Annotated in this window: 13 protein-coding genes; 6 read left to right on the forward strand and 7 right to left on the reverse strand. The window is 72.7% G+C overall.

Annotation, left to right across the window (positions count from 1 at the left end):
* The first annotated feature begins 15 nt into the window (after window positions 1–15).
* From AC6I72_RS03180 to AC6I72_RS03190, 3 genes are all read left to right on the forward strand, one after another.
* Window positions 16–390 (forward strand): nuclear transport factor 2 family protein, encoded by a 375-nt coding sequence (locus tag AC6I72_RS03180; protein ID WP_037859218.1) that lies wholly within the window; start codon window positions 16–18, stop codon window positions 388–390.
* A 5-nt stretch (window positions 391–395) separates the two neighbouring features.
* Window positions 396–839 (forward strand): VOC family protein, encoded by a 444-nt coding sequence (locus tag AC6I72_RS03185; protein ID WP_497999280.1) that lies wholly within the window; start codon window positions 396–398, stop codon window positions 837–839.
* Window positions 840–937: 98 nt separating this feature from the next.
* Entirely contained in the window at window positions 938–1,768 is an 831-nt protein-coding gene (locus tag AC6I72_RS03190) for an SDR family NAD(P)-dependent oxidoreductase (RefSeq protein ID WP_497999282.1), read from the forward strand.
* A 58-nt stretch (window positions 1,769–1,826) separates the two neighbouring features.
* On the opposite strand, the gene AC6I72_RS03195 is transcribed toward AC6I72_RS03190, so the two are convergent.
* The 5 genes from AC6I72_RS03195 to AC6I72_RS03215 all read right to left on the reverse strand — a co-directional run bounded on the left by AC6I72_RS03195 (window position 1,827) and on the right by AC6I72_RS03215 (window position 9,052).
* A complete protein-coding gene (locus tag AC6I72_RS03195) occupies window positions 1,827–3,455 on the reverse strand; it encodes an FAD-binding oxidoreductase (RefSeq protein WP_497999283.1) in 1,629 nt (542 codons plus the stop codon).
* 167 nt (window positions 3,456–3,622) lie between these two features.
* Window positions 3,623–5,032, reverse strand: coding sequence for an MFS transporter (locus AC6I72_RS03200; RefSeq protein WP_497999285.1), 1,410 nt, complete (start codon window positions 5,030–5,032; stop codon window positions 3,623–3,625).
* Window positions 5,033–5,039: 7 nt separating this feature from the next.
* Window positions 5,040–6,503: an aldehyde dehydrogenase family protein gene (locus AC6I72_RS03205; RefSeq protein ID WP_497999287.1), complete on the reverse strand. Its 1,464-nt coding sequence runs from the start codon at window positions 6,501–6,503 to the stop codon at window positions 5,040–5,042.
* Window positions 6,504–6,689: 186 nt separating this feature from the next.
* Window positions 6,690–7,835, reverse strand: coding sequence for a low temperature requirement protein A (locus AC6I72_RS03210; protein ID WP_497999288.1), 1,146 nt, complete (start codon window positions 7,833–7,835; stop codon window positions 6,690–6,692).
* 323 nt (window positions 7,836–8,158) lie between these two features.
* On the reverse strand, window positions 8,159–9,052 hold the full coding sequence (locus AC6I72_RS03215; RefSeq protein ID WP_497999289.1) for an NADP-dependent oxidoreductase: 894 nt from the start codon (window positions 9,050–9,052) through the stop codon (window positions 8,159–8,161).
* Between the two features lie 87 nt (window positions 9,053–9,139).
* Between AC6I72_RS03215 and AC6I72_RS03220 the strand changes: the two genes are divergently transcribed.
* The 3 genes from AC6I72_RS03220 (at window position 9,140) to AC6I72_RS03230 (ending at window position 12,381) form a co-directional block, all read left to right on the forward strand.
* Window positions 9,140–9,742, forward strand: a complete 603-nt coding sequence (locus AC6I72_RS03220; protein ID WP_497999291.1) for a TetR/AcrR family transcriptional regulator — start codon at window positions 9,140–9,142, stop codon at window positions 9,740–9,742.
* 370 nt (window positions 9,743–10,112) lie between these two features.
* Window positions 10,113–11,159: an NUDIX domain-containing protein gene (locus AC6I72_RS03225; protein WP_497999293.1), complete on the forward strand. Its 1,047-nt coding sequence runs from the start codon at window positions 10,113–10,115 to the stop codon at window positions 11,157–11,159.
* A gap of 31 nt (window positions 11,160–11,190) precedes the next feature.
* Complete coding sequence (locus tag AC6I72_RS03230; protein ID WP_497999294.1) at window positions 11,191–12,381, forward strand: bifunctional class I SAM-dependent methyltransferase/NUDIX hydrolase; 1,191 nt, start codon at window positions 11,191–11,193, stop codon at window positions 12,379–12,381.
* A 156-nt stretch (window positions 12,382–12,537) separates the two neighbouring features.
* Here the strand turns inward: AC6I72_RS03230 and AC6I72_RS03235 are convergent, their stop codons facing one another.
* The gene (locus AC6I72_RS03235; RefSeq protein ID WP_497999296.1) at window positions 12,538–14,418 is read right to left on the reverse strand and encodes an NHL repeat-containing protein; all 1,881 of its coding nucleotides are present in this window, start codon (window positions 14,416–14,418) and stop codon (window positions 12,538–12,540) included.
* Window positions 14,419–14,719: 301 nt separating this feature from the next.
* A complete protein-coding gene (locus tag AC6I72_RS03240; RefSeq protein ID WP_497999297.1) occupies window positions 14,720–15,166 on the reverse strand; it encodes a hypothetical protein in 447 nt (148 codons plus the stop codon).
* Window positions 15,167–15,807 lie beyond the last annotated feature (641 nt).

Raw genomic sequence — 15,807 nt, forward strand, 5'->3', positions numbered from 1 at the left:
GCCGAGGAGGCCGCGATGAACACCCGAGAGATCGTCGACACCTACTACCGGCTCGCCAACGCCGGTGACTGGGACCCCTGGTGCGACCTGTTCGCCGTCGACCAGACGATGGACGAGCAGCTCGCCGGGCACGTGGAGGGCCGCGAGACGCTGCGGGACATGATGAAGGGGTTCCCGCAGATGTACGCGTCCTTCTCGAACGTCCCCGTGCACATCGTCGTCGACGGCGACCAGGCCGCCGTCGTCTCGCACATCTCCGCCCGCACCCCGGGCGGCGAGTCCGTCGAGGCGGACGTGTGCAACTACTTCCGGATCGCCGGCGGCGAGATCGTCTACATGACGAACGTGCACGACACGGTCCCCTTCGCCGCCGTCACCGGTGGGGCGTGAGGCCCGTGTCCGCACCCGCCGGCGCCCGCTGGGCGCATGTCGGTCTCAACTGCCGTGACCAGCGAGCCACGGAGGAGTTCTACCGGCGCTGGTTCGGCTTCGAGCGGGCCCGCGTCGTGGAGGCCGACGGCAGCCGGGTCGTCTTCCTCAAGGCCGGCCCGGTCTACCTCGAACTCTTCCCCACCGGATCCGAGCCCGCCTTCGCCACCGCCAAGGACGGCCCGGACAACCCCGGCGCCGTCCGTCACCTGGCCTTCCAGGTCGACGACGTGGACGCGTTCATGGCGGCGGCCGACGGGGAGCTGGAGGTGCTGCTCGGGCCGCTGGCCTTCGACGCGTTCATCCCCGGCTGGAAGACGGTCTGGGTGGCCGACCCCGACGGCGTCGTCGTCGAGGTGAGCCAGGGCTACACCGACCAGAGCCCCGAAGAACTGCGGTCCTACGCGTGAGCGCGTGATCCGCGTACGCCCGCACCGGGCACGGCCGGTCGACCTCGACCGGCCGTGCCTTCCACCATGTTCCGACGCACACGAGGAAACTGGACACCATGAGCCCTGTCAGCGAACAGACCATCCTCATCACCGGCGCGACCGACGGACTCGGCCGCGCCCTCGCCCATGAACTCGCCGACCAGGGCGCCACGCTGATCCTGCACGGCCGCAGCGCCCGCAAGGGGCAGGAGCTGCTGGAGGAGCTTCAGGCGAAGACCGGGGCGGACCGGTTCCGCTACGAGCTGGCCGACTTCTCCTCCCTGAAGGAGATCCGCGCCCTGGCCGACCGGATCGTGGCCGGGTACGACCGGCTCGACGTCCTGGTCAACAACGCCGGGATCGGCGTGGAGCTGGCGCGCCAGGAGAGCCAGGACGGCTACGAACTCACCTTCCAGGTGGACTATCTGGCGGGGTACGTCCTCAGCTGCAAGCTGGCGCCGCTCCTGGTGCGCTCGGCACCCGCCCGCATCGTCAACGTCACCTCGGCCGGGCAGGCCCCCCTCGACTTCGACGACGTGATGCTGGAACGCGGCTGGGACGGCGGGCAGGCGTACTGCCAGGCCAAGCTCGCCCAGATCAGCCTCACCAAGGACCTGGCCGAGCAGCTCGCCGGCACCGGGGTCACGGTCAACGCCCTGCACCCGGCCTCGTACATGCCGACGAAGATCGTGGTGAACCTCTTCACCCCGCAGAGCACCCTGGAGGAGGGCACGCGCAACACCGCCCGCCTCGTCACCGACCCGGCGCTCGCCGAGGTCAGCGGCGAGTACTTCAACCGGGCCACCCCCTCGCGGGCCGGCGCCCAGGCGTACGACCCGGCGGCCCGGGCGCGGCTGCGGGAGCTGAGCGAGTCGCTGACCGGCGTCGCCCTCCCGCCGCTCGGCTGACGCACCCGGCAGCGCGCGGCCCCGCCGCCCCGGTCCGGGGCGGCGGGGCCGCGGTGTCTCACCGGCAGGCCGTGACGGACAGCGCGTGGTGGAAGACGTCGCGCGGGTCCCACTTCTTCTTCACCGCTTGCAGGCGCGGGTGGTTGCCCTTCCAGTACAGGGTCTGCCAGGGCACCCCGGAGGTGTTCCACCGCGGGTCGGTCAGGTCCGGGTCGGGGTAGTTGATGTACGACCCGTCGGCGTCGCCGTCGGGCAGCGGCACGCCCCCGGTGGCGGCGTAGAAGTCCCGGTACAGGGCGCGCAGCCAGGCGACGTGCCGGTCGTCCTCGGCCGGGTCGGTCCAGTAGGTCAGGAAGTTGGCCTTCAGCATCGAGTCGCGCTGGGCGAGGGCGGTGGCGTCGGGGGCGACCTTGGTGACCTGGGCCCCGTAGGAGAAGAGGATCGCGCCGCCGTGTCCGGTGTACGCCGGGTCGCTGAGGTTGCGGTACAGGACCGCGAGCTGCGCCTCGGACCAGCCCTTGCGCAGGTAGGCGCCCTTGAACTTGCCGCGGTTGTACAGCCCGGTGTCGTAGTGGTCCTTGAGGGACTCCTTCAGCCAGGGGGTGCTGTGCACGGTGGTGGTGTGCGGGGCGCTCACGCCGTCCGCGACCGCGGCGATGTAACTGTCCAGCAGCTGACGGGAGTTCGGCAGGGATCCGTCGAGCTGGGCGGTGAGGGAGACGGCGCCCTGGACGTAGTTGTAGAGCAGCAGGGCGCTGTTGAGGGTGTCGTAGTCGGTGCCCGGTTCGTTGTGGGCGGCGTGCCAGGCGTTGTGGTTGCGGACGATGCGGGTGAAGTCCGCCTCGGTCAGGTCCGTCCACTTCCAGCTGGTGGAGGTCTTGAGCAGGCTGTGCGGCGGCTTGGGCAGCAGGCCCGCCGGGTCGGTGCCGGTGGCGCCCGGGGAGCGGAACCAGAACCGGGTGACGATCCCGAACTGGCCGCCGCCACCGCCGGTGTGGGCCCACCACAGCTCCCGGTTGGGGTCGTCGGCCTCGCGGGTGGCGATCACGGAACGGGCGGTGCCCGCCGCGTCGACGTACACCACCTCCACGGCGTAGAGGTGGTCGACGACCGCGCCGTACTTGCGGTTGAGGGGACCGTAGCCGCCGCCGGTGACATGGCCGCCCACACCGACGGTGGGGCAGTCGCCGGCCGGTATGGTCACGCCCCACTCCAGGTAGAGGGTGCGGTAGACCTGGCCGAGGGTGGCGCCGCCCTGGACGCTGAAGGCCCGCCGGGACGCGTCGTAGCCGACGGCGTTCATCTCCGACAGGTCGACGAGGATCCGCACCTCCGGGTCGTCGACGAGGCCGTCGAGGCAGTGCCCGCCGCTGCGCACCGTGATCCGGGCGCCGGCCGTGACCGCCTCCTGGACGGCGGCGACGACCTGCTCGGTGGAGTGCACGAGGCGTATCGCGTCGGGTCCGGCCGTGAACCGGGCGTTGTACCCGCGCTGGGTGAGGTCCAGGTAACGCGGGTCCGAGGCGGTCACGGTGACGGTGTCGACGACGGCGGGGACGGCCGAGCCGGCGGCGGCCTGCCCGGCCCGCACGGGCTGGGCCGCCTGTGCGGCCGGGGTGCCGAGGACGGCGGCGCCGCCGACGCCGGTGGCGGTGCCGAGGAAACCACGGCGGGTCAGTCGAGCCATGTCCGCTCCTTCGGGGAAGCTCTTCGGTGAGCTGGGTGGGTGACTGCTTGAGGTGGACCGCGTCGGGTGAGCTGCGTGCGGCGCGGCGCGGCCCGGCCGGCCGGGCCAAAAAGGGCTGCCGCCCCTGGAGCGGACTCCGGGAACGGCAGCGGGGGTGGGGGCGGGTGTCAGCCGGTGGCGCGGGCCGGGTTCTCCGCCGCGACGGCCGCGCGTGCGCCGCCCGCCACGGGTGTCTGCCCCGGCGTCTGCCGCGCCACGAGCAGTCCCGCGGCCACGGCGGCCGCCAGTCCGATCAGCGGCACCACGGCGAGCACCCCGATCGCGGTGGACAGGCTCATCGCACCGACCATGCCGCCGACGGCGGCGGAGCCGAGCGAGCCGCCCGTGATGAACACGAGCTGGAACACACCGGCGGCCACGCCGTGCACGGAGCTGTCGACCAGGTGCGGCACCGCGGCCATCAGGGCGACCTGGCCGGCGCTGAACCCGGACACGCAGGCGGCGACCGCGACGACCAGGGCGACGGGCTGGCGCCCGGCGAACGCGGCGAGCAGCAGCCCGGCGGCGCTGAGCACGGTGAGCGCGGTGACCAGGCGCAGCGGGCCCACCTTGTGGGCGAGGCCGCCGGCCGTCCGCGAGAGGACCGCGCTGACCACACCGGTGGGCAGCAGGATCAGGCCGATCTGGGTGACGCTCAGGTCGTGGTCCATGAGGATCAGCCGGGGCGCCGCGAACTGGATGATGAGGTAACCGGCGAAGAGGGTGAACCCGGCCGCGGCGGCCAGCACGAAGCGGGCGTTGCTCACCACCAGGCGCGGCAGGAACCCGTCGGGCACCCGGCGCACGTGCCACACGGTGGCCGCGGCCAGCGCGACGGCGAGCACCGCGAGCACCAGGACGAGGGTCTCCTTCAGGTGGGTGGTGCGGGCCTGGAGGAGGACCGCCAGGGCCGCGGCGAGGGCGAGGCAGAGCACGGCGCCGCGTGCGTCAAGGCGTTCGGGGCGGGGCTGGGTGGCGGGGGCGATGCGCAGCACCCAGACCGCGGCGATCGCCGAGAGCCCGGGCAGGGCGAGCGCCGCCTGCCAGCCGATGAGGTCGGTGAGGGCGCCCCCGAGCAGCGCGCCGCCGCCGGAGACGATGCCGACGACGGCGCCCATCGTGCCGATGGTGCGTCCGCGTTCGCCCGGTTCGGTGAAGAGCCGGTTGGCGACGCCGAAGGAGAGCACGGCGGCGACGCCTCCGCCGATGCCCTGGAGCATGCGGCCCGCGATGACGGCCGGGAACCAGGGGACGGCGACGACGAGGACGGTGCCGGCGAGCAGCAGCACCATGCCGGTGACGATGGGCATGCGCAGACCGCGGATGTCGGCGAGGCGGCCGGCGAGAGCGGAGGCGACGGAGAGGGTCAGCGTGTAGCCCGCCAGCACCCAGGCCGTCGCCCCGGAGGCCACCGAGAGGCTGTCGCCGAGCGCGGGCAGCGCGATGGGCGTCGCGGACATTCCGAGCGCGCTGGGCGCCAGGAACGCGCCCAGCACGAGCCCGGCGGAGAGGGCGCCGGGGCGGGTTTGGTCGGACATCTCTACCTCAATCGACATTGACGTACACGGTCTTGTACTGCAGGTACTCCTCGATCCCCTCGGGGCCCAGCTCGCGGCCGTAGCCGGAGGACTTGTAGCCGCCGAAGGACGTGGAGTTCTCGAACGCCGCCCAGGTGTTGACCCAGACGATCCCCGCCTGCAGCCGGGCGGCCACGGTGTGGGCCCGGCGCACGTCGCGGGTGTGCAGGCCCGCGGCGAGCCCGTAGGGGGTGCCGTTGGCGATCTCGACGGCCTCGTCGTCGGTGTCGAACGGCAGGACCGTCACGACCGGGCCGAAGATCTCCTCCTGGGCGATGCGCATCTGCGGGTGCGCGCCGGTGAAGAGCGTGGGCTGGTGGAAGTAGCCGGGCCCGTCGTGGCCGCGCTCACCGCCGTAGGCGACGGTGGCGCCCTCGTCGCGGCCGATGCCGACGTACTCGACGACCTTGTCCAGCTGCTGGCGGTGCGCCAGCGGGCCGAGCACGGTGGTCTCGTCCAGCGGGTCGCCGACCGGTATCGCGCCCAGGACGCCGGTCAGCGCCTCCACCACCTGGTCGTGCACGGAGCGGTGCACCAGCAGCCGGGAGCCGCTCATGCAGAACTGGCCGGTGTTGAAGAAACCGGCCTGGAAGGCGGCCTGTACGGCGGCCTCGATGTCGGCGTCGCCGAAGACGATGTTGGCGCCCTTGCCGCCGAGTTCCACGGTGACCTTCTTCAGGGTCGCGGCCGCGGCCGCGATCAGGCGCTTGCCGGTGGCCGTGGAGCCGGTGAAGGAGATCTTGTCGACGCCGGGGTGTTCGACGAGCGCGCCACCGACCTCGGGGCCGCCGCCGGTGACGACGTTGTGGCCACCTTCGGGCAGGCCGGCCTCGGCCATGATGCGGGCGAGCGCGAGCGCCGTCAGCGGGGTCTGCTCGGCGGGCTTGTGGACGATCGTGTTGCCCGCGGCGAGCGCCGGGGCGATCTTGTTGACCGCGAGGTTCAGCGGGAAGTTGAACGGGGTGATCGCGCCGACCACGCCGAGGGGCTCGCGCCGCGTGTACTGCATCGAGCGGGCGCCCGCCGGGCGGGCGGCGCCCTCCAGCTGCTCGACCATCCCGGCGTAGTAGCGGAAGATCTCGGCGGCGGCCCGGACGTCGAAACCGCGGGTGAACGTGATCGGCTTGCCGACGTCGAGCGTCTCCAGCCGGGCCAGTTCCTCTCCGGCGGCCTCGATGCCGTCGGCCACGCGCAGCATCAGGCGGGCGCGCTCCTTGGCGGGCATCGCGGGCCAGGGCCCCACGTCGAAGGCCCGCCGCGCCGCCTGCACGGCCCGGTCGAGGTCACTCGTCCCGGCCCAGGCCACCTCGCATATCGGCTGCTCCGTCGCCGGGTTGATGTCCTGGACGGTCTTCCCGGAGTCCGCGGGCTGGAACTTGCCGTCGATGAACAGGGAGCCGTCGCCGACGGCCTGGGTCGTTGGGATCGTCATCGGACCACTCCTTCGCGAACGGATGCAGGACTGCCGCGCACCGCGCGCCGCGGCCGGTACGCAAGAAAGCTAGGGGCGGCCGCGAGGCGGCCGCCGGACGGCGGGGCGGGGTCGGCACACTGCGTCAAGTCGCCGTGTGGACCTGGCCACTTGGCGGTGGCGCGGGCCGGCCCGCCCGCGCCCGCCTCAGTGCTTGACGAAGATCAGCGGGACGTGCCGGCCGCCGGTCAGCAGCCAGTGTTCGAGGCCGTTGACGGCGACGAGCACGAACGCCACGGCGCCCAGCGTGGCCAGGCCCGGTACCAGGGGTGCGGCGGCCGCCACGCCGAGCAGCACGAGCCCGCCCGCGAAGCGGGTCACGGAGGCGGCGCCGAACATCCGGCGGCGCGTGTAGCAGAAGGTGAGCGTGAACAGGGCGGCGCCGAGGGGCAGCAGTCCCGCGGCCAGCCGGTACGGCGTCACGGTCGGCGCCGCGACGATCCGCTCGGCGCCGACGGCCACCAGCAACAGCCCGCAGACCAGGACGAGGTGGCCGTAGCTGAGGACGTCGCGCACGACGACGGCGGGGGTCGGGTGGGAGCGCAGGGCGTAGGCGACGGCGGACGCGGCGAGGTGGAAGTAGAGCCACCACAGTCCGCACCCGGTGAGGAACGCGAGCGCCACGGCCGCCAGTTCCGTGGACCCGAGGTGGCGTCCGCCCACCCAGGCGCCGACGGAGACGACGTTCTCTCCCAGGGCGATGATGATGAAGAGGCCGAAACGTTCCGGCAGATGGTTGACGCCGAAGGCGAGTTGCCGCAGATGGCCGCTCAGGACGAGCGGAGCGAGGATCTCGGCGACGACGGCGACGGTCCATCCGGCGGTGCGCATCTGGTCCGGCAGCGCGGTCACCCCGAACAGGGCCAGCGCGAAGGCGAGCCCCGCCCGGTAGGGATGGATGGTGTAGACGGCGCACTCACGCCGTATCGCCTCGCCTATCAGCAGCCGCAGGGCGAGGTAGCTTCCGGCGTACAGCAGCGCCTCCGGCCTGCTCTCCAGCGCGTGCTGGGCGGACATGCCCATCCCGTAGGTGGCGAGGCCGGCCAGGAGCAGGAACACCCGCTGCAGGGTGGTCTCGTGCACGGCGTTCATCGCCATCACGACGTCGACCCACGCCCACCACAGCGGCACGAGGACGAGCAGGCAGCCGCCCAGCCGGGACCATCCGGGGTGCAGCGCGAGCACGTGGGCGACCTGACTGACCCCGAAGGCGAGCACCAGGTCGTAGAAGAGTTCCGTCCATGTGGCCCGGTCACGCACGTCGACGCGCGTCCGGGCAATGACTTCGGCCACCGCTGCACCAGCTTCCTCTCGGCGTACGGACCTGCGACAGGAATCACGGATTGCAGCACTGACTGTGTACAGCGGCCGGGTGCGCGGCGGACCGGCGGGCGGTGGGCGCGGGGCATTGCGGGAAGTCGGTGGGCCGTCTGTCCCAACTCACCAGGGACGGGCAAGGGCGCGCCAAGGGTTCCGCCGGCCCTCGCCCCCGGTGCGGCCCTGCCGGTCCTCGCCCAGGGGGCGGCCTCCCGTCGGCCGGGTGCCCCGGCAGGGGCCGCGCGCGCCACCGCCGGCGAGTTCTCGGCTCGCCGGCGGTGGCTGTGCGCGGGTGCGGCTCAGACGATCAGGACCCGGCGCCCGCGCGTGTGACCGGCCTGACTGTCGGCGTGCGCCGCCGCGGCGTCGGCGAGCGAGTACGTCTTCTCGACGGGGATGTGGAGCCTGCCCCGCTCGATCAGGGAGACGGCCTCGGCGAGCGCGTCCGGCACGCTCCCGGCCACGCCGGAGAAGCGGACGCCGTACTGCGGGGCGTCGAGGTCGGCGATGGAGATCACCTTGTTCGGGTCCCCGGTCAGCTCGACGAGTTCGCGGATCACGCCCGAGCCGGCCAGGTCGAGGGCCGCGTCGATCCGGCCGAGCCGCCGCACCCGCTCGGTCCACCCCTCGCCGTACGTCGTGGGGAGGGCGCCCAGGCCGCGCAGATAGTCCTGGTTGGCGGCCCCGGCGGTGCCGATCACCGTGATGCCGCGGTCGCGGGCGATCTGCAGGACCGCCGATCCCACTCCCCCGGCCGCACCGCTGACCAGCAGGGTCTGCCCGGGCCGCACACCGACCTCACGCAGGACGCGCAGCGCGGTCTCCACCACGGAGGGGTACCCGGCCGCCTCCTCGAACGTCAGGCCCTCGGGCATCCGGGCCCAGGCCGACAGCACCGCGGACTCGGCGTAGGTGGAGGCACCTTCGCCGAACACGTGGTCGCCCACCTCGACCCCCACGACACCCTCGCCGACCTCGTCCACCACACCGGAGGCGTCCAGCCCGACTCCGGAGGGCAACTCGATCGGATGGGCCTTGAGGACCTGCCCTTCACGGATCCTCCAGTCGACGGGGTTCACGCCCGCCGCCCGCACGGCGATGCGCACCTGGCCGGGGCCCGCGTGGGGCTCCTCGGCATCTTCCAGGCGCAGGACTTCCGGACCGCCGAACTCGGCGAAGCTCACTCTCTTCATGCGACCGAACATAGCACTAACGGTTATGGTTTTGAAACGGCTATCCTTCTGTAGCAGTTATTGTTACGTATCTGCTAGCATCAGCTCATGACCGAGCCGCTCGGACGCCGAGAGCGCAAGAAGGCCGCCACCCGCCAGAAGATCGCCGACACGGCCCTGCGGCTCTTCCTGGAACGCGGGTACGACGCGGTGGGCATCCGGGACGTGGCCGCCGAGGCCGACGTCGCCGTGACCACGCTCTTCTCCCACTTCGCCTCGAAAGAGGCCCTGGTGTTCGAGCAGGACCAGGACTTCGAGTGCCGTCTCACCGGGGCGGTCACCGACCGGGCGCCGGGGGAGCCGGTCATGCCTGCGCTCCGCCGCGAGATGCACGCCCTGGTGCGCCACTGCACGGCGGACGGCGCCGCTCCGATCTGGCGCATGATCGACGCGTCGCCCGCCCTGCGGCAGTACGAGCAGTCGATGCGGCTGCGCCACGCGGAGTCGCTGGCAGCGGCCGTCGCCGCCGATCTCGGCCTGCCGCGGACCACCACGGCGTGCCGGTCGATCGCGAGGTTCGTGATCGACGCCTTCTCGCTGGCCCGTGACGCGGACGATCCGCAGGCCGCGGTGGACGAGGTCTTCCGGATGATCGAGGCGGCCTGGGAGACCACGGGCCTCGCAGCGGCCGGCGCCTCGACCGAGACCTGACGCTCCGGCCTCGGCGTCACCTGCCCCCCTCCGCCCGGCTCCCGCACACCTCGACCAGGCGTCCCTGCCGCCCGCCCCGGCCGTGCCCCACCCGTGCCCCAGGGTGCGGCCGGAGGCGATCCAGGCCCTGAACGACCGCGAGCGGCCCACCTGGACGACCGCGCCCGCCTCGCTGCCGAACCGGGCGCGCACCGTCCACCGCCCGCTCGCCCGAGCACCTTCACGCCGGGGAACATCCACGCTTTCTTCCCGACACCCCCCGTGCGTCCGTCCCCGCGTCCGACAATGCAGGTACTCGCTCGGCCGGTTCCGGGGCTCGCTCCCGGCCCCGGCCCGCTCCTGTCCGTGCCTGTCGAGAAGGGACCCCGTCGTGTCCACCACGCAGCACGAAGGGAACACCGGTGACGAGGACGGCCGCCGCTGCCGCCCGCTCGGCGCCGGGGAACGCACGCTCCTCTCCGGCCGCGTCCCCGCCCCGCCCGGTGGACGGGCCCTGGACGTCGGGCGCGGCACCGGCGAACTCGCCGCGTACCCCACGCCACCGTCCGCCACCGCCGCCGCGGTGACGGACGGGACACGGCACCGGCACATGCGTCTGCTGCCCCGCTTCTACGGCCAGGTGGAGGCCGGGCGCAAGACGATCGAGGTCCGCGTGGGCACACCCGCGAAGCGGGCCGTCGCCGAAGGCGACACGATCGTCTTCCACGACCGGGGCAGCGACCGCGAACTCGACGTCGTCGTACGGCGGATCACGGAGCACAGGGACTTCGAGGAACTGCTCGCCGCCCACGACCCCCGGCGCATCGACCCCGACGCGGCACCCGCCGACCTGCTCGGCACCCTCCGCGGCCTCTACCCGCCCGCCGAGGAACAACGGGGCGTCCTGGCCTTCGAGTTCGACCACCGTCCCGGTCGCCCCGGCCGACCGCTGCCCATGACACCGGCCGAGTACGTCACCACGGTGCCGCACCACACGGTGTACGCCGCCCTGTACGTCCGCGACGAGCACGAGCGGCCCGTCCAGTTGCGCTCGGTGTACGGCGACCGGCTGTGGCAGTTCCCCGGCGGCACCACCGACGCCGGGGAGGACCCGCTGGAGACCGCGCGCCGGGAGGCGGCCGAGGAGACCGGCCTCGTCCTCGGCCAGGGCCTGCCCCGCCTCCTGCTGACGCACTACATGCACCCCGGCCCCGGCCGGCCGTTGGGCAAGATCGGGTTCATCTTCGACGGAGGCGGTCTCACCGCGGAGCAACTGCGCCGCATCCGCCTCGACCCGAGCGAGCACGACCTGTGGGCCGTCCACGATCTCGGCGCCTGGCGGCGCCTGATGGGCGAGGGACCCTTCGCCCGCCTGGACGCCGTCGAGCGGGCCCGTACCGGCCACGGCCCGCACTACCTCGTCACCGACCCCGTCTGATGCCCGTTCCCCTCCCGCAGCAGGAGTTCCCGTGTCCGCCGAGGATCTCAACGCACACGCCTGGACCGTCTACGGACAGCGCCAGCTGACCCGCGCCTTCATGCCGCCCGTCCCCCGGCAGATGAACTGGTCCCCGTGGGACGGTGTCGGCCCCGGTGACGAGATCCTGGGGCCGCTGGCCGGCCGGCGGGTCCTGGACATCGGCTCCGGGGCCGGTCACCACGCCGTGCACCTGGCCAGGGACCACGGCGCACGGGTCACCGGGATCGACCTGTCGCCCACTCAGCACGAGCGGGCCGTCACCGCCCACGCCGACGCGCCGGGCGTGGAGTTCGTACGAGGTGACGTGGTCGAGTACCTGCGGGGCGCCGAGCCCTTCGACGCCGCGTACGCCGTCGGCACCCTCGCCTTCGTCGACCCGCACCGCGTCCTGCCCGCACTCCGCGACGGACTGCTCCCCGGAGCACCGCTGATCCTGTCGCTCCTCCACACCGACCTGCACGGCCACGGCCCGTCCACGACGGTCCGGCCGCGCGAGCAGACGGTCCTGCGTGGGGACGACCCGCCGCTGTCGACGCGGATGTGGGTCCTGGCACCCCGGCTGTGGGAGGACCTGCTCACCGGGTACGGCTTCCGCGTCGAAGCCGTCGAGCTGCTGCGCCGTCCCGACCGCAGCACGCCGGTCGTGCAGCAGCTGATCCGGGCGCGCCGCCTCCCGGACCCGCCGGCGCGCCTCTCCAGCCGCCCCCGCACCGCCCGTCCGCCCGCGCCGCACGCGGCCATCGGTGTCGGTGCCGTCGTCCTGAGCGAACGCGGCGTACTCCTGGGCCGCCACCGGCACGGCACGCTCGAACTCCCCGGCGGCACCGTCGAACCCGGCGAATCCCTCGAACAGACCGTGGTCAGGGAACTCGCCGAGGAGACCGGGCTGCGCGCCCGGAGTGAGGACGTCACCCTCCTCGGCACGCTCGTCGACCACGTCGACGACGTCGTCCGCCTCACCGTCGGCGCCCTGGTCGACGTCTGGCAGGGCACGCCGTCCACCCGGCCCGACGAGAGTGTCGGCGACTGGGCCTGGTACCCGCTCGACCGCCTGCCCGACGGCCTGTTCGTGTGCAGCGCCCAGATCCTCACCGCCTGGCGCCCTGATCTGCCGATCGACCACACCCCGGCCCACTTCACCCCGTTCCGGCCGCCTCCCGGCACCGGCACCGCTCCTTGAGCACCGGCCGACTCCCGCCGGGCCGTACAGCCTCCCCGACGACGGCCGGGGCGGCGGGGGCGGCCCTGGGCCGCCGGACCCGACGCGGGCGAGCGTCCCGGGGTTCTGGCACTCCGGTACGGCCCCGTGCCGTGCCCGCACGCCCGGGGCGGGCGGTCACCTCTTCTGCGTGCTGGTCTGTGCCGGGCAGGGACCGGAGCCTGTGGTGGCCGGGCGGGCGGGCAGCGGTTGCAGTGGCGTGCAGACAGGTGTGGCGGCCCCGACGATTTCCACCAGGCCGGTGCCGCCTCTGGGTGGTGCGAGCTGGGACCAGTTGTTGGCCACCCAGACGTTGCCGGACTGGTCGAGCTGGACGGCGGTGAGGTGCTGGATGGACGCGCTGCGATAGCCGCCGGGGGGCGAGAGTACCGAGCCGGTGGTGGAGCCCGGCGGGCAGGCGCTCGTGTCCGCACCGCAGAGGACGGAGACGGAGGGGGCCCCGAAGCCCGCGACCCACACACGGTCGGAACCGTCGACGGCGATGGACCACGGAGCGATGGCGGTGGGAAGCCTGTGCACGCCCGCGACCTTGCCGCTGGGGCTGATCTCGGTCACCGAGTTGCTGATGAAGTCGGGCACCCAGACGTTGTTCCTGGAGTCGACGGCGAGTGCGAGGGGCCAGTCGAGCGATGCGTCCTTGACCGGCGAGAAGGCGGTCGGTCTGAAGTCGGGCCCGATCACCGTGATGCTGCCGCCCGCATGGCCCTTCGGGTCTCGCGTGTCCAGGAGTTTCGCCCCGTTGGCACGGGCGTTGGAGACCCAGGCCCGGCCGAGGCCGTCGATCTGGAGGGAGAAGGGGTGGTCGAGACCGCCGCCGGTGATGGTGATCGCCTTGGACGGGTCGCCATGGGGATAGACGACCACGTTCCCCTTGCCCGGATTTCCCTTCAGGCCGTAGAAGTTGGCGATCCAGATGTTGCCCTTCTGGTCGACGGCGGTTCCCTGCGGGTGGTTCAGGCCGCCCTCGGTGAATCCTGTACCGGGCGAGAGCGGTTTCCCGGCCGGCGAGTACTTCGCCATGGCGCCGCCCGCGTAGCTGGGTGCCCAGACGGCGCCCCGGTGGTCGATGGCGATGCCCCAGGCGCCCGCTTTCATGCCACCGCCGCTGATGGGGCTGTTGAGCACGGGTCTCCCGACAGGGTCCTGCACCGTCACGTAAGGGCTGGGGTCTCGCGTTCCGGGCAGCCAGTTGTTGGTGGCCCAGACGTTGCCCTTGGCGTCGATGGCCATACGGCCGGGGGCGTAGACCTCCGGGGCGGCGTAGTGCAGGGCCAGCACCCAGGCCGCCGGGGCGGCGGTGAGCGCGGGACCGAAGGTGTGCGCCCGCCCGGCCAGGGCGTGCAGCCCGGCGGTGGACAGTCTGGGGTGGAGGGCGAGGTTGAGCACCGCTTGTGCCGTGTCGGCCGGTGCGCTCCCGTGCTCAGGAGTCGCCAGGCGCAACATGGCCCGGCAGGGCCCTGCGTCCGCGCCGGGCGCGCAGAGCGAGACGAGGTTCGCCAGGGAGCCGAGGGTCGCGAGGGTGTCGTTCCTGCTCCCGTTGTTCTGGTCGGTGACCACCTTGCCGGGCTTGCCCGACACCGGGTCGGCGAGGTTGTACGACGTGGCCGCCGCGTTCTGCAGGCCGGGGGCCGGCCCGAAGACACCGCGCCGGCCGGTGAACTGCGCCAGCGCGTAGGCGGCGGCGACGGTGGTGAACTCGTTGACCGTGACGGAGGACTCGGAGCGCTGTGCCACCGCGCCGCCGGAGTCGAAACCCACGACGGAACGCATACGCAACGACTTGTCACCCCTGGGGGCGGCTTCCACGTACTGCACGGAGCCCGAGCGCCGACCGGACGCGATCCGGAAGGCTCCGCGGGCGTCGGTCGTCGCGTGCCCCAGTACCCGGACGCCGCTGCGGTCTCCGGCGAAGAAGGTGACGGTGGCCCGGGACAGCGGCTTTCCCGCACTGGTGACGGTTCCCTGCAAGGAGCCCTGCGGGCCGGAGGACGCGGTCACGGGCAACCCCATCAGGGCCAGGGCCACACCGGCCGACACGGCGGCGGCGGTTCCGGAACGGCACCGGGGGAGCTTCCTCCCTCCCGCGGTGCGTCCGTGCCGTCGTGCCGTCCTGCGGGAGCGGGGAGTGAGCGGAAGCATGGTCGGACCTTTCGTCATGGTCGTCACGGTGCGGTGTCGGTGCCGGTGGCCGGCGAGCTGACGTGACGACGGTCTTGCCGAGCGCGCACGGCAGGGCCGCGCGCCGATGACCGGCACGTCCCTGGGCACCCCCGTGACCGGGACTCCGGCGTCTTCCGCCTCAAGCGTCGGCGTCGTTCGGACCGCGCAGCGTGAACCATCCGATCTTGCGGCCGAACAGCCAGATCAGTCCCAGATACAGGTGCGGACCGACCTGGCGGATCTCGTCGCGCACCCCACCGAAGGCCAACGACGTGCGGGAGTAGTCGATGACGGTGCATTCCTGGTCGTCCAGACGGCTGCGTCCGGGCGCGACCATGGCGACGATGGACAGGATGTCCAGGGGAGTGAGCCGGTTGCTGAGGTAGCCGTCCGGACTGAAGACCTTGCCTCGCCACCAGAACAGGTGCACGAGATTCCCGAGCAGCCACGCGCCCGTGGGCCCTGCCGAGGGAAGGACCGCCCGGCCCTCCATCGGGCCCCGGGGGATCTCACCGGCCGGACTCCCGCGGAACAGTTCGTCGAGCCGGTGGTCGTCGGCCTTGAGCAGTTCAGCCTCTGTAGTCATCAGAATCTTCCTCGAACTAACGACCCCTGTGCGGTGGACTGTGCTGTGAACGGCTGGTTCCCCAGGGACACTCGGGGGTCGTCGGCTCGGGGCGCGCCGTGGGTGAGGGAACCAGAGCGGGCAGCGGGAGGACGGTGCGGAGGGGGAACGACGACCGGTCCAGCCGGACGGTCACCGTACGGCTCACTCTCACGCTGCTCATCCCATCGTGCCCCGTCCCGACGCAGGTCACCACCGCTTGCGGTGGCCCGGGAGCGGGTGATGCGGGCGGGACGGCGGCGGGCTCCGTGAAATGGGCCCGGAAGATGCCGCTTTCACGCGCCGTCACTGCGATCGGCCCGTCCCCGCACGCCCGGTCCACCTGACCTGCACAGCTCTCCCAGTCCGGCACATGCCGTTCCTCGCCCGGGAATCGGAGTAGTTTGGAACTACCTCGCATGGGTCGCGGTCCCGAATCCACGGTGCCGTGGGTCCGGGACCGTTGGATGCCCCTCGGGGATTCCGCCCGGTGGTCAGGAGCTCGTACCGCCCCGCAGCGTCGTGTCGTGGCGTCCCGCACCCCGCCCCTTGTTCTCACGGCCCTGCCCGGAACGTGCGCCGGGGCCTGTGCCCGACGGACTGAGTTCACGCCGCGGCCGTCG

It is taken from the genome of Streptomyces sp. Xyl84, assembly GCF_059731885.1.